At 65.2% G+C, this 18722-nt stretch carries 18 protein-coding genes; 4 read left to right on the forward strand and 14 right to left on the reverse strand.

The genetic code is table 11. The annotated features are described in order from the left end of the window. Position 1: 1 nt before the first annotated feature. The 6 genes from FJ988_RS00265 to FJ988_RS00290 all read right to left on the reverse strand — a co-directional run bounded on the left by FJ988_RS00265 (position 2) and on the right by FJ988_RS00290 (position 5660). Complete coding sequence (locus tag FJ988_RS00265) at positions 2-865, reverse strand: branched-chain amino acid ABC transporter permease (protein ID WP_140814610.1); 864 nt, start codon at positions 863-865, stop codon at positions 2-4. Then, entirely contained in the window at positions 862-1572 is a 711-nt protein-coding gene (locus FJ988_RS00270; RefSeq protein ID WP_140814612.1) for an ABC transporter ATP-binding protein, read from the reverse strand. Before FJ988_RS00270 ends, FJ988_RS00265 begins: the two co-directional genes overlap by 4 nt. After that, complete coding sequence (locus FJ988_RS00275) at positions 1572-2291, reverse strand: ABC transporter ATP-binding protein (protein ID WP_140814614.1); 720 nt, start codon at positions 2289-2291, stop codon at positions 1572-1574. Before FJ988_RS00275 ends, FJ988_RS00270 begins: the two co-directional genes overlap by 1 nt. Before the next feature lie 156 nt (positions 2292-2447). Next, a complete protein-coding gene (locus tag FJ988_RS00280; protein ID WP_140814615.1) occupies positions 2448-3725 on the reverse strand; it encodes an ABC transporter substrate-binding protein in 1278 nt (425 codons plus the stop codon). A 22-nt stretch (positions 3726-3747) separates the two neighbouring features. After that, positions 3748-4809, reverse strand: a complete 1062-nt coding sequence (locus FJ988_RS00285; protein WP_140814628.1) for a maleylacetate reductase — start codon at positions 4807-4809, stop codon at positions 3748-3750. Further along, complete coding sequence (locus FJ988_RS00290; RefSeq protein ID WP_140814630.1) at positions 4806-5660, reverse strand: dioxygenase; 855 nt, start codon at positions 5658-5660, stop codon at positions 4806-4808. Before FJ988_RS00290 ends, FJ988_RS00285 begins: the two co-directional genes overlap by 4 nt. Positions 5661-5738: 78 nt before the next feature. On the opposite strand from FJ988_RS00290, the gene FJ988_RS00295 reads away from it, so the two are divergent. Further along, positions 5739-6689, forward strand: a complete 951-nt coding sequence (locus tag FJ988_RS00295; RefSeq protein ID WP_140814632.1) for a LysR family transcriptional regulator — start codon at positions 5739-5741, stop codon at positions 6687-6689. Between the two features lie 105 nt (positions 6690-6794). On the opposite strand, the gene FJ988_RS00300 is transcribed toward FJ988_RS00295, so the two are convergent. From FJ988_RS00300 to FJ988_RS00335, 8 genes are all read right to left on the reverse strand, one after another. Beyond that, on the reverse strand, positions 6795-7577 hold the full coding sequence (locus FJ988_RS00300; RefSeq protein ID WP_140814634.1) for an ABC transporter ATP-binding protein: 783 nt from the start codon (positions 7575-7577) through the stop codon (positions 6795-6797). A gap of 13 nt (positions 7578-7590) precedes the next feature. Then, positions 7591-8442: an ABC transporter permease gene (locus FJ988_RS00305; protein WP_140815313.1), complete on the reverse strand. Its 852-nt coding sequence runs from the start codon at positions 8440-8442 to the stop codon at positions 7591-7593. A 23-nt stretch (positions 8443-8465) separates the two neighbouring features. Beyond that, positions 8466-9467 (reverse strand): ABC transporter substrate-binding protein, encoded by a 1002-nt coding sequence (locus FJ988_RS00310; RefSeq protein ID WP_140815314.1) that lies wholly within the window; start codon positions 9465-9467, stop codon positions 8466-8468. Positions 9468-9750: 283 nt separating this feature from the next. Continuing rightward, the gene (gene hutC, locus FJ988_RS00315; RefSeq protein ID WP_140814636.1) at positions 9751-10482 is read right to left on the reverse strand and encodes a histidine utilization repressor; all 732 of its coding nucleotides are present in this window, start codon (positions 10480-10482) and stop codon (positions 9751-9753) included. A 31-nt stretch (positions 10483-10513) separates the two neighbouring features. After that, the gene (locus tag FJ988_RS00320) at positions 10514-11536 is read right to left on the reverse strand and encodes a zinc-binding dehydrogenase (RefSeq protein WP_140814637.1); all 1023 of its coding nucleotides are present in this window, start codon (positions 11534-11536) and stop codon (positions 10514-10516) included. Between the two features lie 12 nt (positions 11537-11548). Further along, positions 11549-12871: a histidinol dehydrogenase gene (gene hisD / locus FJ988_RS00325; RefSeq protein WP_140814639.1), complete on the reverse strand. Its 1323-nt coding sequence runs from the start codon at positions 12869-12871 to the stop codon at positions 11549-11551. 93 nt (positions 12872-12964) lie between these two features. Beyond that, the gene (locus FJ988_RS00330; RefSeq protein WP_140814640.1) at positions 12965-13738 is read right to left on the reverse strand and encodes an SDR family NAD(P)-dependent oxidoreductase; all 774 of its coding nucleotides are present in this window, start codon (positions 13736-13738) and stop codon (positions 12965-12967) included. A gap of 153 nt (positions 13739-13891) precedes the next feature. Then, the gene (locus FJ988_RS00335; protein WP_140814642.1) at positions 13892-14815 is read right to left on the reverse strand and encodes an SMP-30/gluconolactonase/LRE family protein; all 924 of its coding nucleotides are present in this window, start codon (positions 14813-14815) and stop codon (positions 13892-13894) included. A 131-nt stretch (positions 14816-14946) separates the two neighbouring features. Here FJ988_RS00335 and FJ988_RS00340 point away from each other — a divergent pair, with 131 nt between their 5' ends. From FJ988_RS00340 to FJ988_RS00350, 3 genes are read left to right on the forward strand one after another with little or no spacing between them, the layout of a single operon-like run. Further along, complete coding sequence (locus tag FJ988_RS00340; protein ID WP_140814643.1) at positions 14947-16440, forward strand: sugar ABC transporter ATP-binding protein; 1494 nt, start codon at positions 14947-14949, stop codon at positions 16438-16440. A 9-nt stretch (positions 16441-16449) separates the two neighbouring features. Further along, entirely contained in the window at positions 16450-17544 is a 1095-nt protein-coding gene (locus tag FJ988_RS00345; RefSeq protein WP_140814645.1) for an ABC transporter permease, read from the forward strand. 13 nt (positions 17545-17557) lie between these two features. Continuing rightward, positions 17558-18655 carry a substrate-binding domain-containing protein gene (locus tag FJ988_RS00350; RefSeq protein WP_140814647.1) on the forward strand — a complete coding sequence of 366 codons (1098 nt, stop codon included), beginning with the start codon at positions 17558-17560 and terminating at the stop codon, positions 18653-18655. Positions 18656-18722: the final 67 nt, after the last annotated feature.

Below are 18722 nucleotides of genomic sequence, written 5' to 3' on the forward strand. Positions count from 1 at the left end.
TTCAGTCCACCGCCCTTGGAAAGAGACCGCGCGGCCGCGCCAGCAGCACCAGCAGGAACGCGATGTGGCCGGCCAGGATCTGCCATTCCGGATTGATCGACGCGCCGGCGGTCTGGGCCACGCCGATGATGATGCCGCCGGCAAGCGTTCCCCAGAACGAGCCGAGACCACCGATGATCACCGCCTCGAAGGCGTAGATCAGCCGCGCCGGGCCGATGGTCGGATCGAAATTGGCGCGCGTGCCGAGATAGAGCGCGGCGATCGTTACCACCACCATGGCAAGGCCCGTGGCGATGGCGAAGATGCGATCGGGCCGGATGCCCATCAGGCCTGCCGTGACGCGGTCGTCGGAGGTGGCACGAAAGGCTCGGCCGAGCGAGGTGCGGTAGAAGACCAGGTTCAGCCCGATGATCACTGCGATTGCGGAGAGGAACGTGAGCAGCGGCATCGTGCCGATATTGATCGGCCCGAACTGCAGCGACGCGGTTTCCAGCGCGCCGGCCGAGACGCGACGGCTGTCGGCGGAGAAGCGCTCGAGCAGAGCGTTCTGGATGACGATCGACAGGCCGAAGGTAACGAGCAGCGGCGGCAGGATGTCGGGACCAAGCGTACGGTTGAGCACCAGATATTGCAGCGCGAAGCCGAGCGCGAACATCGCCGGCATGGCGACCAGTGCCGCCACGAACGGATTGAGCCCCAGCGCCGTCACCAGAACCAGGATCAGGAAGGCGGCAAGCACGATGAGATCGCCATGTGCGAGATTGACCAGCCGCATGATGCCGAAGACGAGGCTCAGGCCCGCGGCGAACAGCGCGTACAGGCCGCCCAGCAGAATCCCTTGGACGATGGTGTCGAGCCACATCATGGCGTCTTCGCCCCGAAATAGGCGGCGTGGATATCGTCGCGGCCGACCTCGCCTGGCCTGCCGGAAAGCGTGATGCGTCCTTCCATCATGCAATAGACCCGGTCGGCGACTTTCAGCGCCTGGCCGATGTCCTGCTCGACGATGACGATCGAGGCTCCCGCGGCGCGGATTCTCGGGAAGGCGGCGTAGATGTCCTTGATGACCACCGGCGCCAGACCGAGGCTTATCTCGTCGCATAAAAGCACGCGCGGATTTGACATCAGCGCGCGGCCGATCGCCACCATCTGCTGCTGGCCGCCGGACAGTGCCGTGCCCGGATTGCGCCGGCGCTCCTTCAATACCGGGAAGAGGTCGTAGACCGCCTCCAGCGACCAGGCGCCGGAAACCGTTCGGCCATATTTGCCGATCAGAAGGTTCTCCTCGACGGAGAGCGACGGGAAGAGTTTGCGACCCTCCGGCACCATGGCGATACCGAGCGCGACGATCTCCGGCGCCGGCAGCCCGCCGATCGGCCGGCCTTCGAACAGAATCTGGTCGACCCCGTTGGCCAGCACGCCGGAGATCGAGCGCAGCAAGGTCGACTTGCCGGCGCCGTTGGCGCCGATGATCGCCACCGTCTCGCCGGCGTCGAGCGCCACGTCGACGCCGAACAGCGCCTGGAAGTCGCCGTAGAACGCCGTCAAGTTCCGGGTTTCGAGCAGCGCCATCAGACCTCGATCCCGAGATAGATTTCGCGCACGGCCTGCGAGGCCATGATCTCGTCCGGCCTGCCGATGCCGATCACCTTGCCGAAATTGAGCACCAGCAGCCGGCCGACCACGGAATTCAGCGCATTGAGCACGTGCTCGATCCAGATGATCGAAGCGCCGCGGCGGTGGATCGCCTGGATGGTTTCGACGAGCTGGTGACATTCAGCTTCGGTCAGGCCGCCGGCGATTTCGTCGAGCAGCAGCACCTTGGGCTGGGTGGCAAGCGCGCGAGCAAGTTCCAGGCGCTTGCGCTGGAGCAGGCTGAGGCCTCCCGCAGGCTGGTTGGCGCGGCTGAGCAGTCCGGTCTCCGCAAGGATCAAGGCGCAATCGTCCGAGACCTCGCTTTCGCGCTTGCGGGCCCCGAAGGTCGCAGCCACCAACAGGTTCTCGAACACCGTCAGTTTCTCGAAAGGCTGCGGGATCTGGAAGGTGCGGCCGACGCCGGCGAGGCAGCGCGCCATCGGCGGCTGCCGCGTGACGTCGGCACCATCGAAGGTCACGCTGCCCGCATCGACGCGGATGTTGCCGGTGATCAGGTTGAACAGCGTCGACTTGCCGGCGCCGTTCGGTCCGATGATGCCCAGCGCCTCGCCGCTTTCAAGCGCGAACGAAACCTTGTCGGCGACGGTCAGCGCGCCGAAGCTTTTCGAGACGTTGTCGAGGGCGAGGATGGGCATGTGATTAGGCTTTCTTCTCCCAGTTCTCGGGGAGAAGATGCCGACAGGTAGATGAGGGGCAGCGCAAATCTGCCAAAGCCAGGCGCCGCCCCTCATCCGACCCTTCGGGCCACCTTCTCCCCGTAAACGGGGAGAAGGAAGATTTCGTCAAAGCGCTCACGCGATGGCTTCCATCTTACCGCCGGTCGGGATGTTCGGCGCCGTCTTGTTCTCGGTGATGACGAGATCGTAACCACCGCCGTCCTTCAGCCGCCACTGGCCGCCGACCAGCGGCGTCTTGGCGACGTTCTTGGCGGCGAAGGGCGGCAGGTTGGCGCCGTTCCAGGCGATCGGGCCGACGATGGTGTCGAGCTTGGTCGCGGCGATCGCGTTGATCACGGCGGCATTGTCGCCGGCGTCGGCTCGCTTCATCACATCGGCAGCGAGTTCGAACAGCGCATGCACGAAGCCGATCGGCTGTGTCCACGGCCTGCCGGTCGCTTTGGTGAAGCCTTCCGCCAGTTGCGCCGAGCTGTCGCCGGTCAGCGACGACTTGAACGGATGGCTGGGCGTCCACCAGACTTCCGAGGACAAATTGTTGCCGGTCTTGCCAAGCGCCTCTACCGCCTGTGGGAACAGGATCGCCTTGCCGATCGAGGCAACCTTCGGCTTGAAGCCCTGCTGTTGGGCCTGATTCCAGAAGGTGGTGAAGTCAGGCGGGATCATGACGCCGGTGATGATCTCGCAGTTCGCCGACTTGAACGCATTGATCTGCGCCGAAAAGTCGTCGGTGAGGTTCTGGTAGCGGCCGGGATCGTTGAGCGTGTAGCCGCCCTTGTCCAGCACCGGCGGGAAGCCGACGACCTTGTCGCCCCAGGCGTTGCCGTCGCCATCATTGGGGAAGAGGCCGCCGACCTTCTTGTTGGTTTCGACCTGCGCCCACATGTTGGTGTAGACGGCGATTACGTCCTCGAGCCCCCAGAAGAAGTGGAAGGCGCTCTTGAACGGCTTCCAGGACGCCGGGTCGGCGGGATTGCCCTGCTGGCCGATGAACCACGGCTGCCACGGCGCGACGGTCGAGATGCAGGGAACTTCTTCCGCCTCGCAGGTGGTGGTGACCGGATTGGTCGTCTCCGGCGTCGAAGCGACCAGCATCAGGCTGACCTCGTCGTCGACGATCAGTTGCTTGGCGACCTCGGCCGCGCGGTTGGGATTGGACTGGCTGTCCTTGACCACGACCTGATAGTCGAGCCCGGCGGCCTTCGTTGCGGCCAGGAAGCCATCGATGATGAATTTGTCGGCTTCGGCGAAGGCGGCAAGCGGTCCGGTCTGCGGGCTCACATAACCAAGCTTGATCGTGGCACCCTTGGCAAGCGCCGGCATAGCCAATCCGCCTGTGCCGGCGAGCAGTCCGGTGGCGGCGGCGGTCTTCAGCAATTCGCGTCTGGTAATCATCTTGTTCTCCTCCCGATAGAACTCAATGCGGTGGACGTTCTCCCTGCCATGCGCTTTGCAACAGCGAGCGGATGGAAGCGCGGTCGAACGGCCGCGGATTGGGGTAAGGGCTTTTTGTGGCGATCTCGGCCGCGCGGTCGAGCTCGCTCGCCTTCAGGCCGAAATCCTTCAGCGCCAGCGGCGAGCCGATCGATTTGGCGAAATCGTAAAGCGCCTGTCCGGGCGAGCCGCCGAAAATCTCGGCCACCGGCCGCAGCAGCTCAGGTACGGCAAAGGCGTTGAAGCCGATCGTGTGCGGCAGCATGATCGCATGCGTCTCGGCATGCGGCGTGTCGAAGCTGCCGCCGAGCGTGTGGCAGATCTTGTGATGCAGCGCCATGGCGACCTGGCCCAGCACCGTACCGCAGAGCCATGCGCCGTAGAGCGCCTTGGCGCGCGCCTGCGCATCGCGGGGTCTGGCGACGATCACCGGCAGCGCTTCCTTCAGCGCGCGCATGCCCTCGGCTGCCATCATCGAGGTGATCGGGTTGCGGTCCTCTGCATAGAGCCCTTCGGCGGCATGGGCGATGGCGTTGAGGCCGCTGGTCACACTCATGCCGACCGGCAGGCCGAGCGTCAGTTCGGGGTCGTAGATCACGACTTCGGGCAACACCTTGGGGCTGCGCAAGGTGGTCTTGGCGCCGCCTTCGGTTTGCCCGAGGATCGGCGTCACCTCCGATCCGGCATAGGTGGTCGGGATGACGATCTGGGCGATGTCGGTGCGATAGGCGATCGCCTTGCCGAGCCCGGTCGTCGATCCGCCGCCGAGCGACACCACGCAGTCGGCTTTGAGTTCGGCGGCGTTGGCGACCGCCCGCCCGGTGACGTCGACCGGCGTGTGCATGGTGGCGCCGGAAAACGTGCCGACGCAAAGCGCACCGAGCCGATCGGCCAATGCCTGCGCGTCCACGGCCTGTTGCGGTGTCGACAGGACAAGCGCGCGCCGGCAGCCGAGCATCTCGACGTGGCTGGCTGCCTGCGCCGATGCGCCGTTGCCGAAGACGATGCGGGCGCTGCTGCCCTGATAGGTGAAGCCCAACGTCATGCCGCCCGCCGCTCCTTCCTCGCCCGCACCATCACGAAGGTGAAGTCGAGCGCCCAGTGCACGTCCTCTCTGCGAAAGGCGCCGAGCAGCTCCTGCTTGACGCCGAACAGCGCATCCTCGGAGAGCAGCGGATCGCCGGCGTCATAGACATGCGTACTGATGGTTTCGAAGCCGTCGGCTCTGACAATGAAATGCAGATGCGCCGGCCGGCGCAGCGGATAGCCGATGCCGCCGAGCATCTGGCCGACCGGGCCGTCCGCCGGCACCGCGTAGCCGCAGGGCTTGACGGTGCGGTAGTGAAAGCCGCCGTCCTTGCCGGTCTGGAAGACACCGCGCAGATTGAACTCCGGCTGCAGGTCCGGCTGCTGGTTCTCGTAAAACCCTTGCGCGTTGGCCTGCCAGGTTTCGACTGTCGCGTGGGCGACCGGCCCGCCGTCGAGATCGGTGACGCGGCCACGCACCTGTAGGGTTTCTCCTTTGCCGTCGAGCGAAATGTTCGCGCCGAGCGAGAGGCGCGGTGCGTCGGCGCGGTAGAACGGTCCGCGCACGGTGTTGGGAGTGGCGCCCTTGGGCCGGCGCGAGTTGATCTCTTCGATCAGCGCCGTGACGCCGAGCAGATCGGAAAGCAGCACCCATTCCTGGCGCTTGGCATCACTGGCATGACCGACCTCCGTGAGGAACTTGATCGCGTTCCGCCAATCCTCGGCGGTGGGACGAGTTTCCCGTACGGCAAGGTGCAGATGCTCGACGAGCGAAACGAGGAATTTCGGCAGCGCCCCGTCGGCGTGTCGCTTCAGCCGCTCGACGACGAGCTCGGCCGAATTTGCCTCGCTGAACCAAGTGTCTGCCATGCTTCCTCCCGCAACGAAGCTAACAGGATGGCGCGTAGCACTTGATGATTTCTGAAGAAATTAATATAACAATCTGCTATGAAATTGGACGAACGCCATCTCGTGCAACTCGCAGCCGTGGTCCAGGCCGGCGGTGTCACCGAGGGCGCGGCCATGCTCGGACTGACTCAGCCGGCGCTTTCGCGGACCTTGTCCATGCTGGAGAAACGGCTCGGCGAGCCGCTGTTCCTGAAGGGGCGACGGCCCTTGCAGCCGACGCCGCTCGGGCGGGCTCTGGCCGATCACGGTCAGGCCATGCTGGTGGCCTCGCGCAAGGCCTCGACGCTGGTCGAGAGGTTTCGCCAAGGCCGCACCGGCGTGGTGCGCGTCGGCGGCACGCCCTTCTTCATGGATGCGCTGATCTCCGGCATGATCGCCGAATTCCAGAACGGCTCGCCGGATGTCCGCATCGACCAGAGCTACGGTTACCTGCCGGATTTGCGCGAGGCGTTGAACGCCGATCGCATCGACCTCGCCATCTGCCCGATCGACATACTCGACGAAGGTTCGGGCATGCACTTCAAGGAGATTCTTCCCGGGCGCAACGTCGTTGCCTGTCGCGCCACCCACCCGTTGCTGCTGAAGCGGAAACTCGATGCGCGCGAATTGCTCGACTATCCCTGGATCGCTCCGCCGCCCGGCAGCCCGCTGCTGGCGGATCTTCGAAGTCTAGCGCTCTCGCTTGGAGCGACCGAGATCAAGATCCGCTATGCCGGCGGCTCGCTGACCAGCGCGGTAAACTACATGAAGGCCAGCGACGCGCTGACCGTGCTGCCGCATAGCGTCGTCTTTGCGTTCCGCAACGAAAAGGCGATAACCGCACTCCCGGTCAACATTCCGCATCCGGAGCGCGCGCTCGGTTTGCTAAGGCGCACCGACGACCTGCGCGCACCTGCCGTTGAGGCGTTTTCCGCCCATGTCGGCAGAAGCTTCGAGAACCTGCGGCATCTGATCAAAAGGCACGAACAGGCTATCGTCTGGGGCATGTGACCGAGCGCGCCAGAAAGTCCGAAAGCCGGCAGCCGGACAAAATCAGCGTACGCCACGCCGATTATCGCAGCGGCTGCTGCCCCGTGCGGTTCAGCGTGACCTGCGTCAAGCCATTTCGGGGCGCCTGGAGGCCTCGCGGATGGCTTTGTGGACATTGCGCTGCAGGTCCATGAAGGCGGCACTCTCCATGACCTCCTCGCGGCGCGGGCGCTCGATGCCTACGTCGAAGGTGCGCATGATGCGGCCCGGTCCGATGCCCATGACGACGATGCGGTCCGACAGGTAGACGGCCTCTTCGACATCGTGGGTGACGAACAGCACGGTCAGCCTGTGCTCCTCCCAGATCTGGGTCAGCAGCTCCTGCATCTGGTGCCTGGTCAGGGCGTCGAGGGCGCCGAAGGGCTCGTCCATCAACAGCATCTTGGGGCGGTAGGAGAGCGCGCGGGCGATGGCGACGCGCTGCTTCATGCCGCCCGACAATTCGGATGGATAGAGATTGGCCGAATGCGTGAGCTTGACGAGGTCGAGATGCTCGAGCGCGATCCTGCGGCAGGTGGCGCGGTCATGGCCGGCGGCCTTGAGGGCGAACTCGATGTTCTGTTGCGCCGTCAGCCAGGGCAGCAGCGTGTAGGACTGGAAGACGACGCCGCGGTCGAGGCCGGGCTTCAGGATCGGCGACCCGTCGATGTCGAGATCGCCGGAGTCGAAATCCTGCAGTCCGGCGACGATCGACAACAGCGTGCTCTTGCCGCAGCCCGAGGTACCGACCAGCGATACGAACTCGTTGTCGGCCAGTTCGAGGTCGATGTCGCGCAGCACCTCGGTGCGGCGCGCGCCGGTGCCGAAGCTCTTATGCAGGCCCTTGATCCTGAGTTTGGGGGAATTCATCGGCCGCACCTCGTCATGAACGGCTGTCCTGCCGGAACAGCACCTTGCCCAGCGCTTTCATGACCTGGTCGGTGACGAGACCGAGCATGCCGAGCAGAAGGATGTAGCCGATGATGGTGTTGGTCTGGAAATAGCGCTGCGACACGGTGATGCGATAGCCGAGCCCGGACGTCGCCGCGACGAGCTCGGCCAGGACCAGCCAGGTCCAGGCCCAGCCCAGGCTTATTCTCAGCGTATCCCAGATGCCCGGCAAGGCGCTGGGCACGACGATGCGGGTCAGGATCTTGCGATCCGGCAGGCCGAGCGTCCTGCCGAGGCCGACGAAATCGGCCGGCACGCGTTTGACGTTGTCCATGATCATCAGCACCTGCTGGAAGAACGTGCCGATGAAGATGATCAGGAATTTCTGGGCATCGCTCGTCCCCGCCCACAGGATGGAGAGCGGCACGAAGGCGACCACGGGCATGTAGCGGATGAAGTCGACCAGCGGCTCGATCGCCGCTTCCCAGGTCCGGAAGCTGCCGATCAGCACGCCGATCGGAATCGACAGCGCCGAAGCGATGAGAAAGCCGACCGAAATGCGGTAGATCGAAGCCTTGAGGTCGATGAGCAGCGTGCCGTCGGCCCAGAGCTTGCCGAGCTGCGTCACCACGCTGGCGGGCGACGGCAGGAAGATCGGCTTGACCAGTTCGAGGCCCGTCGCCGCCCCCCAGGCGAGGCCGAGGCCGGCAAAGACGGCCACGGCGATAACGAGGAAGCGCGAACGCGCGATGGGCGCGCCGATCCCGGTGGATCGGCGGCGCCGCGTCGCCTGCTTGGCAACAGGGCCGGGCGGGTTCGCTTTGACGGCAGGCTCGTCGGGCATCTCGGCGACCGCCACGACCCGGTCTACTGCGCGGCCTTGACGAAGGCCGGATCGATCATCTGCTCCGGTGTCACGTCGGCCTGAAGCAGGCCAGCATTCTTGGCGGCGGCCTCAACGTCGGCGAATGTCTTGGTGGAGAAATCGCCGGTCAGGGCGCTCTTGTTCTCGGCCAGCGAATAGTAGCGCACGCCGTCGAAGGCGGTGTTGAGATCCTCGACGCTCGAGCCGACCGCCTTGGAGATGATGGCGCGGCCGCCGGGCGTGTCAGAATTGTAGTCCTTGAGCGCCGCGTCCCAGGCCTTGATCATGGCAAGCACCTGGCCGGGCCGCGACTTGATGACCTCGTCGCGCACCACCAGCACGTCGCTGATCAGACCGGGATCCTCGCCGGCGGTGAACAGGAGCTTGACGTCCTTGTTCTGCGCCTTGGCGGTGGTGAGATAGGGCTCATAGGTGACGGCGACCGGGACGCGACCGGCAATCAGCGCGCTGCCGGCATCGGCCGCCGGCATCGGCACCGGCTGGACGTCGGCGATCGACATGCCGTTCTTGGCGAGCGCGTATTTGAGCAGGATGTCGCTGGTCGTGCCTTCCTCGAAGGCGACCTGCTTACCCTTGAGATCGGCGACCGAGTTGATGTCCTTGCCGGCGATCATGGCGTCGGCCGTCATCGAGACGTCGAGCAGCAGCACGATCTTGACCGGCAGGCCGGCCGCAACCATGCCCATGGCGGTGTGGGTGGCGATGTTGGCCGCATCGAGCTGACCGCTCGCCAGGGCGGCGTTGATGTCCTTGTCCTCGGAGAAGTTGACGATCTGGACGTCCGAGAGACCGCTCGCCTTGAACAGGCCCTTGGCCTCGGCGACGTGCCACTGGCCATAGCCGAGCCACGGCTCGATGCCGATCTTGAACGATCCCGCCTCGGGCGTCGTGGGAATGGCCGTGTCGGCCGCGTGGGCCAGCGGGGCGAAGCCGATGGCCGCAGCCACCACGAGCGCACGGAATTGTCCTGTGAGGTTACGCATCATCTTTGTTCCCCTTGATGATTTCAGACCGCTTTTGAACCAAACTTCCTGTCCGGCGAGAATGCGGCTTCTGCTTCTTGCGGCATTGTGCATCGGCATCTTACCTGCCACGTCGACGGAAGTGCGATGATATTCAACGTCGGCGACAATGGATGTCAAGGCTAAAATACATACATGCATATACAAGTTGGAGAGGCGGATTTCTGGACCCTGACGGGAGTTGGACAGTCGATCGCGGGCTCCTTCACGACCAGCGCCGGAGGCACGAACAGTCCGAACCGTTTCAGCTCTTGCGGGACGGAGAATAGCGGCTGCCGAGCGAATAGCGGCTGCCGGCGTAAGTCAGCTTGCTGATGGTGGCGACAACCGCGCCCGTCCAAGTCCGGCGATGCAGGAGCAGGCAGCAGGCGCCGACGTCGATGGCCAGATGCCGCGCCGTTTCGGCATCGGCGGGGATTGCTGAAATGATGTGCTCGACCTCGGTCACCGGCGTCTTCTGCATCAAATAGTCATAGGTCGCGGTCTTGGAGAAATCCTGCTTGTCGTAATCCGGTATCAGGCTCGGATTGACGAAGCGCTCTTCCAGTTGGACCGGCAGGTCGTTCTCGAAATTGACGACCACCGAATGATAGATCGCCGCGCGCTTGGCGAATTCGAAGGACAGCGAAAGTTCCTTGGTCGGCGTGATCTTTTCGAGGACCAGAACCTGCGAGCGATGCCTGTTGCCGCGCGCGACGATCTCGGCCGCGATGTTGTTGATCTCGATCAGCGTCGATTGCGGCCGGGGCGGCGCGATGAACGTGCCGACGCCCTGCAGCCGGATCAGGAAACCCGCCGAGGTCAGTTCCCGCAAGGCGCGGTGAACGGTCATCCGCGACACGCCAAGCGCGGTCACGAAGTCATTCTCGGACGGCAGCTTGCTGTCCTTGCTCCACTTGCCGGTTCCGATGTTGGTCAGGATATAGTCCTTGACCTTTTCGTAGAGGGGGCTGGCCGTATCGGGCAAACTATTCATTTCAAAAGTCCTTTCCGGCAAATATCGGAAATCAGGCGCCGGCAGGTTGCCGCACCCGGATAATGGTTTTCAAGCCGTCGCCCTGCCCCGCCAGCAGTCGCTCATAGGCGGCGGGAACATCGTCCAGGCCGATCTCGCGATCGATCAGGCTGATCAGCGGCCCGGACAGCTCGCCGAGCATTGCGATGGCGTCGGGCAGTTCGTCGGCAAAGGCATGGCATCCGAGCAGCGCGATCTCGCGCTCGACGAGCATGTTGGGGTCGATGTCGAGCCGGCCATGGAAAATGCCGACTAGCGCGACCGCGGCGCCCGAACCGAGAACGCCCAGCAACTGGTTGAGCGCGGCAATGCTGCCGGTCGCCTCGACGGCGGCGAGCAAAGGTGCGCCGTGGAGGGCGGCGGCAATAGCGTCGCGGTCGAGATCGACGATGGTGGCGCCGGTCACGCCTGCGACACGCGCACAGCGCGCCTTGTTGCGGTCGGCGATCAGCAGCTTGCCGGAGAAGGTCCGCGACAAGAGCAGCGCCGCAAGACCGCCGATGGTGCCGCAGCCGACGACCAGCACTGAACCCGCCGTCTTCGGCAGGCGCCGCACCGCGTGCAGCGCCACGGCGAGCGGCTCGGCCATCGCCGCAACCCTTTCGTCGAGCGCGGCGTCGATGACATGCAGCAGCCGCACCGGCAGCACCGTCTGTTCGGCAAAGCCGCCGTCGCAAACCTCGCCGACGAAGCCCAGCACGGCGCACAGATGCCACCTGCCGGCGCGGCATTGCAGGCATTCTCCGCACCAGAAGCGGGAATCGGCGACCACGCGGTCACCCACGGCGATGGTGTCCACCCCCTCGCCGACCGCGACCACCGTGCCAGTCAGTTCATGGCCGGCCGTCGAGGGCACGCGGCTTATCCATTGTCCGGTGCGGAAATTGTGGAGGTCGGAACCGCAGATTCCGGCGGCATCGACATTGAGCTTCACCCAGCCCGCCTCGGGAGCCCCTGGCGCGGCGATATGCTCGACGCGCAGGTCGCCGGGGCCATGGAGTCTGGCGGCCTTCATCGCGGCGGCCCGTCAGCCGCCGAGATAACGGTCGCGGATTTCCGAGACCGCGTTCTCATGCGAGCTGAAGCCTTCATAGCGGGCGAGCCTGCGGGCATGGCTGGCAAGCTCCGGATAGGCTGCCGAGGTCACATAGCCGACCGACGAGCGTTTCAGGAAATCCGTCACCGAAAGCGGTCCGTAGGTGCGCGCCCAGCGGCTTGTCGGCAGCACCGCATTCGGCCCAAGGACGAAGTTGGCTAATGTCACCGGCGTATGCGGACCCATGAGAATCTCCGCCGCCTCGGTGATGTGGCCGAGATGCGCGAACGGCTCCGTGGACAGGATTTCCAGATGCTCGGGCGCATAGTCGTTGATGAAGCGGTAGCTGTCCTCCAGCGAGGCGGTCAGCACGATGCCGCCACGCTTGCCGGTCAGCACCGCGCGCGAGAACTCGACGCGCTGCTCGCTCATGCGCGACCAGTGCTCGGGCAGTGCCGCCAGGGCCGCTTCGGCGACCTTGCGGCTGTGCGTCACCAGATAGGCCGAGGAATCCGGCCCATGCTCGGCCTCGATCAGCAGGTCGAGCGCGGCGAGGCCGCCGTCGACGCTGCCATCGGCGAAGATGATTGCTTCCGACGGACCGGCCGGAAGGCCGGTGTCGATGATCGAGGACAGCAGGCTCTTGGCCGCAACCACCCAGGGGCTGCCCGGGCCGACGATCTTGAGCGCGGGCTTCACCGTCTCGGTGCCGTAGGCGACGGCGGCGACCGCATGCGCGCCGCCGCATTTGTAGACAGTCTCGACCCCGGCCAGGCGCGCGGCGACCAGGGTGGCGGCATCGACGGAACCGTCCGCGGTCGGCGGTGTCACGATGGCGATCCGCGGCACGCCGGCGATGACGGCCGGAACCGAGGTCATCATTGTCACCGACGGGAAGGCGCCCTTGCCGCGCGGGACGTAGAGCGCGACCGAGGCGATCGGCGTGTAGCGGTCGCCGGCATAGGCGCCGGGGCGAACCTCCTTGAGCCACATCGTCTCCGGACGCTGTTCCTCATGGAAATGCCTGATGTTGCCGATGCCGAAGCGGATGCTGTCGACGACCTCCTTGTCGACCTTGCCGAAGGCCGCGTCGAACTCCGCTTCCGAGACCTTGAGATTGCCGGCGGCGACATCGGCCTTGTCCAGATCCCTGACGAAGCGCAGCAGGGCCGCGTCGCCTTCGGTCCTGACCGCTTCGAGGATCGGGCGGACCTTGTCGACGAAGACCGACAGGTCGGCCTCGGCGCGCTTCAGCAGGCTCGCCCGCTGTTCGCCGCTCGCGGATGAGAGGTCGTGGAGGCTGACGTCGGACATGGCTGCTCCTCAGAAACGCAGGAAAAGTATATACATGTATGTATAATGGTCGCCAGCCTTTTCTGCGCTTTGCCGCCAAGCTGGCAAGCCGCGTCAGATCGAGGCAAGAAAGCCGCCGTCCACCGGGAAGCACTGGCCGGTGATGTAGGCCGAGGCATCCGAGGCGAGGAAGACCGCAATGCCATGCAGGTCCGAAAGGTCGCCGAAGCGATGCTGCGGGATCTTGGCGAGCATCGATTGCTGCCACGCCTCGTCGGCGTAGAACGCCTCCGTCATCGCCGTTCTGAAATAGCCGGGAGCAATGGCATTGACCCTGATGCCGAGGCCCGCCCATTCCGCCGCCAGCGCCCGCGTCATGCCGAGCAAGCCAGACTTCGAGGAGCCGTAAGGCACAGCCGTAGGAATGCCAACCTCCGAGGTCAGCGAGCACAGATTGATGATGGCGCCGGGCCGGCCGGCGTCGCGCATACGGCGGCCGGCGGCCTGGGCACAGAAGAAAGCACCCTTGAGGTTGGTGTCGACGATCCGGTCCCACAGCGCCTCATCGACATCGAGCGAAGGCCTGACTTCTTCCATGCCGGCATTGTTGACCAGGATATCGAGACCGCCGAGCAGGCTGGCGGCCTCGTTGGTCGCGGCGCGGCAGCGGGCGACGTCGGTGACATCAAGGGCAATGGCATGCGCAACGCCGCCGGCGGCCCGGATCGCCGCCGTCGTCTCCTCAAGCGAAGCAAGGCTGCGCGCCGCGACCGCGACATCGGCACCCGCCGCGCTCAGCGCTTCGGCGATGCCGCGCCCGATACCGCGGCTGGCGCCGGTGACGAGCGCCTTCCGGCCCGACAGGTCGAAGAGGGAAGCATTGCGCATGTGATCCTCCTTGGCCATGCCGGCCACACCACGAGACCAGCCGATGATAGGTTACATATACAAGCACATACAAATGATTTCGGACTGGATAATGCGCAAACCTTCTCCGGCGGATGATATCAGCGCGTCACAGTCGGCAAGTTTTCCAATGGCTCAAGATCGCGCCGCGGCATTGGCCACCACGAACACCGCATAAAGCGACTGCCGCGCGGTGATGAACAGGCGGTTGCGCTTGGGTCCGCCGAAGGTGAGGTTGGCCACCGTCTCCGGGATACGGATCTTGCCGATCAGCGTGCCGTCTGGATCGAAGCAATGGACGCCATCGCCGGCGCCTGCCCAGATGCGGCCGGCCGTATCCACCCGGAACCCGTCGAACAGGCCGGACGTGCAGGTGGCAAGAACGCCCAGTTCCTTGAGCGTGGCGCCTTCGACGGCGAATTTGCGGATGTGCTTCGGCCCGTCCTTCTGGTGCGTGACGCCGGTGTCGCCGACATAGAGGATCGTATCGTCCGGCGAGAAGGCGAGGCCGTTTGGCTTGGCCATGGTCGAGACGACCCGCACCACCTCACCCGTGGCTGGGTCTGCGCGATAGACATGGCAGCCCTCGATCTCCTGCTCGGCGCGGTCGCCCTCGTAATCCGTCGCGATGCCGTAGGGCGGATCGGAAAACCACACCGTGCCGTCCGAACGGACGACCACGTCGTTCGGCGAATTTAGCCGCTTTCCCTCGAAGCGGTCGGCGATCACCGTGATCGACCCGTCATGCTCGGTGCGGGTGACGCGGCGCGCGCGGTGCTCGCAGGTCACCAGCCGCCCCTGCGTGTCGACCGTGTTGCCGTTGGCATTGTTGGCCGGCGCGCGGAACACCGAGACCATGCCGCTGGTGTCGTCATAGCGCATGATGCGGTCGTTCGGGATGTCGGAGAAGACCAGATAACGGCCGGCCGCGAACCATGCCGGGCCCTCCAGCCAGCGCCCGCCCGTCCACAGCCGCTCGACCGCGACATGGCCGACGAAACAACTCGCGAAGCGCTCGTCGAGAACCTCGAAACCGGCACCTTCGATATCTCCAAACATGCTCTTGCTCCCACGAAACCGGCCCATCGATAGCCTTCGCCGAGTCTCGTTTTCAAGACTTGACCTGCAAAAATGTTAGCGATAACATCGATCGCAGTTCAGTCCGTTCGTTTGGCTTGGGAGGGCCATGGATGCGGCCCAAGCTCATCGAATTCATCGACATCTCGAAGCGCTTCGGCGGCACCCTGGCGCTGAAGTCGGTCTCGCTCGACATCCACGAGGGCGAGATCGTCGCGCTGCTCGGCGAGAACGGCGCCGGCAAGTCGACGCTCATCAAGACGCTCGCCGGCATACACAAGCGCGACCAGGGCGCGATCCGCTTTCGCGGCGAGGATTATCAGCACCGCCCGCCGCGCCCCAACCAGCCGCAGAAGGTCGCCTTCATCCATCAGGATCTCGGCCTGATCGAATGGATGACGGTGGCCGAGAATGTCGGCATGGCGCAGGGCTTTTCGCGGCGCTCCGGCCTGATCGACTGGCGCGACACCGAAAGCCGCGCCGAGCGCGCGCTGGCGCTGGTCGGCTGTGCCTTCGATCCGGCGACGCGCGTCCAGGATCTGTCGCGCACGGAAAAATCGCTGGTGGCGATTGCCCGCGCCTTGGCCACCGAAGCCGACGTTCTGGTGCTCGACGAGCCGACGGCCAGCCTGCCGGCGGACGAGGTCGAGCGCCTGTTCGAGGCGCTGCGGCCGCTGCGCCAGCGCGGCGTCGGCATGATCTATGTCTCGCACCGACTGGATGAAGTCTTCCGCATCGCCGACCGCGTCGCCGTCATGCGCGACGGCCGCATGGTCGCGGTCAAGCCGGTCGCCGAGACGACGCCGCAGGAACTGGTCGACCTGATCGTCGGCCGGCCGGCGCATCAGATGTTTGCCAAGTCGCAATGGCAGGACGGACCAGAGCGGCTCAAGGTGGAGAACCTCACCTGCGGCAGCGTCGGTCCGGTAAGCTTCGAGGCGCGCTCCGGAGAGCTGCTCGGTCTCGTCGGCCTGCGCGGCGCCGGACAAGAGGCCGTCGGGCGCGCGCTGTTCGGCGCCGAGCGTTTCGACGGGCTGGTCTCGCTCGACGGCAAACGCCTCGACCTCTCCTCGGTCGGCACCGCTCTTGCCGCCGGCGTCGGGTTGATCGCGCGCGACCGCACCGAGGAATCGGTGGCGCTGTCGCTCTCGGTGCGCGAGAACATGTATCTCAATCCGTCGGCGGTCGGCCGCGGGCTGTTCTCCTTCATGAAGCCGGCGCAAGAGAGCGAGCTGACGCGCGAACTCGGGACGCGGCTGGGCTTGAGGCCGAACGACCCGCATCTGCCGATCGAGGCGCTTTCCGGCGGCAACCAGCAGAAGGTCGTCGTCGGCCGCTGGCTGGCGACAGGCCGCAAGCTGTTGATCGCCGAGGACCCGACCGCCGGCGTCGATGTCGGCGCCAAGGCCGAAATCTACCGGCTGATCGCCGCGGCCGTCGAGGCAGGGCTCGCGGTCATCGTCGTCTCCACCGATTTCGAGGAGGTCGCCCATATCTGCCATCGCGCGCTCGTCTTCTCGCACAACCGCATCGTGCGCGAACTAGCCGGCGATGCCCTGACGACGGCGGCGCTGATCCGCGCCGCCTCCGTGTCCGAAGCCGCCTGAGGAGTATCCATGAACTCGATCAAATCGACGGCGCTGGAGCCGACCCGCTCGGAACTTTCCGGCCTGAGCTTCGGCCAGAAAGCGGCGCGCTATCTGCCGGTCTACGGGCTGCCGATCCTGATGGTGCTGTTGATCCTGCTGTTTTCGCTGCTCCTGCCGCGGACCTTCCCGACGCTGCTCAATTTGCGCTCGATCGTCTCCGACAAGGCGATCATCGCGATCCTGTCGCTGGCCGCGATGATCCCGATGGCCGCGGGTCGCATCGACCTTACCGTCGGCTACGGCATCGTGCTCTGGCATATTCTCGCCATCAGCCTGCAGACCGCCTTCGGCGTGCCGTGGCCGATCGCGGTGCTGATCGTCATCCTGCTCGGCGTAGTGACCGGCTTCATCAACGGCCTGCTGGTCGAGGTGGCGCGCATCGATTCCTTCATCGCCACGCTCGGCACCGGCACCGTGCTCTACGCCTTGGCCATGTGGTACACGGGCGGCCGCCAGGTCGTCGGCGTGCTGCCCAACGGCTTTCTCTCGCTCAACGGCACGATGCTATTCGGCCTGCCGATCACCGGCTACTACGTGATCGTGCTGGCGCTGGTGATGTGGCTGGTGCTCGAATATCTGCCGATCGGCCGCTACCTCTATGCCATCGGCGCCAATCCGAAGGCCGCCGCGCTCAACGGCATTCCGGTGCAGAAATTCGTCATGGGCGCCTTCGTCGCCTCCGGCGCGCTGACTGCGCTGGGCGGCGTGCTGCTCGCCTCCAAGCTCAGGATCGGCCAGGCCAGCGTCGGCCTCGAATATCTCTTGCCGGCGCTGGTCGGCGCCTTCCTCGGATCGACCACCATCAAGCCCGGCCGCGTCAACGTCTGGGGCACGATCGTCGGCGTCGTCATCCTCGCCGTCGGCATCTCCGGCATCCAGCAGTTCGGCGGCTCGTTCTGGGTCGAGCCGCTGTTCAACGGCGTCACCCTGCTCGTGGCGATCGGCATTGCCGGCTACGCGCAACGCCGCCGCGGCGCGGTCGTGCCGCCCCATTCGTCCAGTCAACCAACCGCCAGTCAACCACCCGCCAGCCAACCGACAAAGACAAACGACAATGCTTAATGGGAGAAGAAACATGCATCGCAGAACAGTCCTTCAGCTCGGCGTCGCCTGCCTGGCGCTCGGCATCGCCTCGCCGACGCTCGCCGACCCGATGGCCGACGCCAAGGCGGTCGTAGACAAATATGCCAGCAAGGTCGACAAATGGGACGGCCCGACGACCGGACCGAAAGGCGCCACCGGCAAGACCATCGTCGTGCTTGGCGCCGACATGAAGAACGGCGGCATTCTCGGCGTCACCAAGGGCGTCGAGGAAGCAGCGGCAGCACTTGGCTGGACGGTCAAGACGCTTGACGGCGCCGGCTCCATCGGCGGCCGCACCGCCGCCTTCGGCCAGGCGCTGGCGCTCAATCCCGACGGCATCATCATCAACGGCTTCGACGCCGTCGAGCAGAAGCCGGCGATGGAGCAGGCCAAGGCGGCCAAGATCCCGATGGCTGCATGGCACGCGGCCCCGACGGTCGGCCCGATCGACGATCTCGGCATCATCGCCAATGTCTCGACCGATCCGATGGAAGTGTCGAAGGCGGCGGCCGACTGGGCCTTCGTCGACGCCAAGGGCAAGCCCGGCGTCATCATCTTCACCGATTCCACCTACCAGATCGCCATCGCCAAGGCGGACCGGATGAAGAAGGAGATCGAGGATCTCGGCGGCAAGGTGCTCGAATATGTCGACACGCCGATCGCCGAAACCTCGCAGCGCATGCCGCAGCTGACAACCTCGCTGCTGCAGAAATACGGCGACCAATGGACCCATTCGCTGGCCATCAACGATCTCTATTTCGACTTCATGGGGCCGTCGTTGGCGGCGGCCGGCAAATCCGGCACCGACGCGCCGATCAACGTGGCGGCGGGCGACGGTTCGGAATCGGCCTACCAGCGAATCCGCTCCGGCCAGTTCCAGAAGGTGACGGTGGCCGAGCCGCTGAACCTGCAGGGCTGGCAGTTGGTCGATGAGCTAAACCGCGCCATGGCCGGTGAGAAATGGTCGGGCTACATCTCGCCGCTGCATGTGGTGACGTCGGACAATGTCGAGTTCGACGGCGGCCCGGACAATCGCTTCGATCCCGGCAACGGCTACCGCGACCAGTACAAGAAGATCTGGGGCAAATAAGAAAACTCAGGCAACAGCTTGCCGCGCAGGAACGGCCGGCGGTCATCCCGCCGGCCGTTTCCATTTC

It is taken from the genome of Mesorhizobium sp. CU3 (assembly GCF_006442965.1).
GTDB lineage: Bacteria > Pseudomonadota > Alphaproteobacteria > Rhizobiales > Rhizobiaceae > Mesorhizobium.

Coding starts and splice junctions, on each gene's coding strand:
- FJ988_RS00280 (WP_140814615.1), bottom strand. CDS start 3,725: ATGATTACCAGACGCGAATTGCTGAAGACCGCCGCCGCCACCGGACTG.
- FJ988_RS00345 (WP_140814645.1), top strand. CDS start 16,450: ATGAACTCGATCAAATCGACGGCGCTGGAGCCGACCCGCTCGGAACTT.
- FJ988_RS00295 (WP_140814632.1), top strand. CDS start 5,739: ATGAAATTGGACGAACGCCATCTCGTGCAACTCGCAGCCGTGGTCCAG.
- FJ988_RS00330 (WP_140814640.1), bottom strand. CDS start 13,738: ATGCGCAATGCTTCCCTCTTCGACCTGTCGGGCCGGAAGGCGCTCGTC.
- FJ988_RS00270 (WP_140814612.1), bottom strand. CDS start 1,572: ATGGCGCTGCTCGAAACCCGGAACTTGACGGCGTTCTACGGCGACTTC.
- FJ988_RS00320 (WP_140814637.1), bottom strand. CDS start 11,536: ATGAAGGCCGCCAGACTCCATGGCCCCGGCGACCTGCGCGTCGAGCAT.
- FJ988_RS00290 (WP_140814630.1), bottom strand. CDS start 5,660: ATGGCAGACACTTGGTTCAGCGAGGCAAATTCGGCCGAGCTCGTCGTC.
- hisD (WP_140814639.1), bottom strand. CDS start 12,871: ATGTCCGACGTCAGCCTCCACGACCTCTCATCCGCGAGCGGCGAACAG.
- FJ988_RS00275 (WP_140814614.1), bottom strand. CDS start 2,291: ATGCCCATCCTCGCCCTCGACAACGTCTCGAAAAGCTTCGGCGCGCTG.
- FJ988_RS00350 (WP_140814647.1), top strand. CDS start 17,558: ATGCATCGCAGAACAGTCCTTCAGCTCGGCGTCGCCTGCCTGGCGCTC.
- FJ988_RS00285 (WP_140814628.1), bottom strand. CDS start 4,809: ATGACGTTGGGCTTCACCTATCAGGGCAGCAGCGCCCGCATCGTCTTC.
- FJ988_RS00335 (WP_140814642.1), bottom strand. CDS start 14,815: ATGTTTGGAGATATCGAAGGTGCCGGTTTCGAGGTTCTCGACGAGCGC.
- hutC (WP_140814636.1), bottom strand. CDS start 10,482: ATGAATAGTTTGCCCGATACGGCCAGCCCCCTCTACGAAAAGGTCAAG.
- FJ988_RS00265 (WP_140814610.1), bottom strand. CDS start 865: ATGATGTGGCTCGACACCATCGTCCAAGGGATTCTGCTGGGCGGCCTG.
- FJ988_RS00340 (WP_140814643.1), top strand. CDS start 14,947: ATGCGGCCCAAGCTCATCGAATTCATCGACATCTCGAAGCGCTTCGGC.
- FJ988_RS00300 (WP_140814634.1), bottom strand. CDS start 7,577: ATGAATTCCCCCAAACTCAGGATCAAGGGCCTGCATAAGAGCTTCGGC.
- FJ988_RS00310 (WP_140815314.1), bottom strand. CDS start 9,467: ATGCGTAACCTCACAGGACAATTCCGTGCGCTCGTGGTGGCTGCGGCC.
- FJ988_RS00305 (WP_140815313.1), bottom strand. CDS start 8,442: ATGCCCGACGAGCCTGCCGTCAAAGCGAACCCGCCCGGCCCTGTTGCC.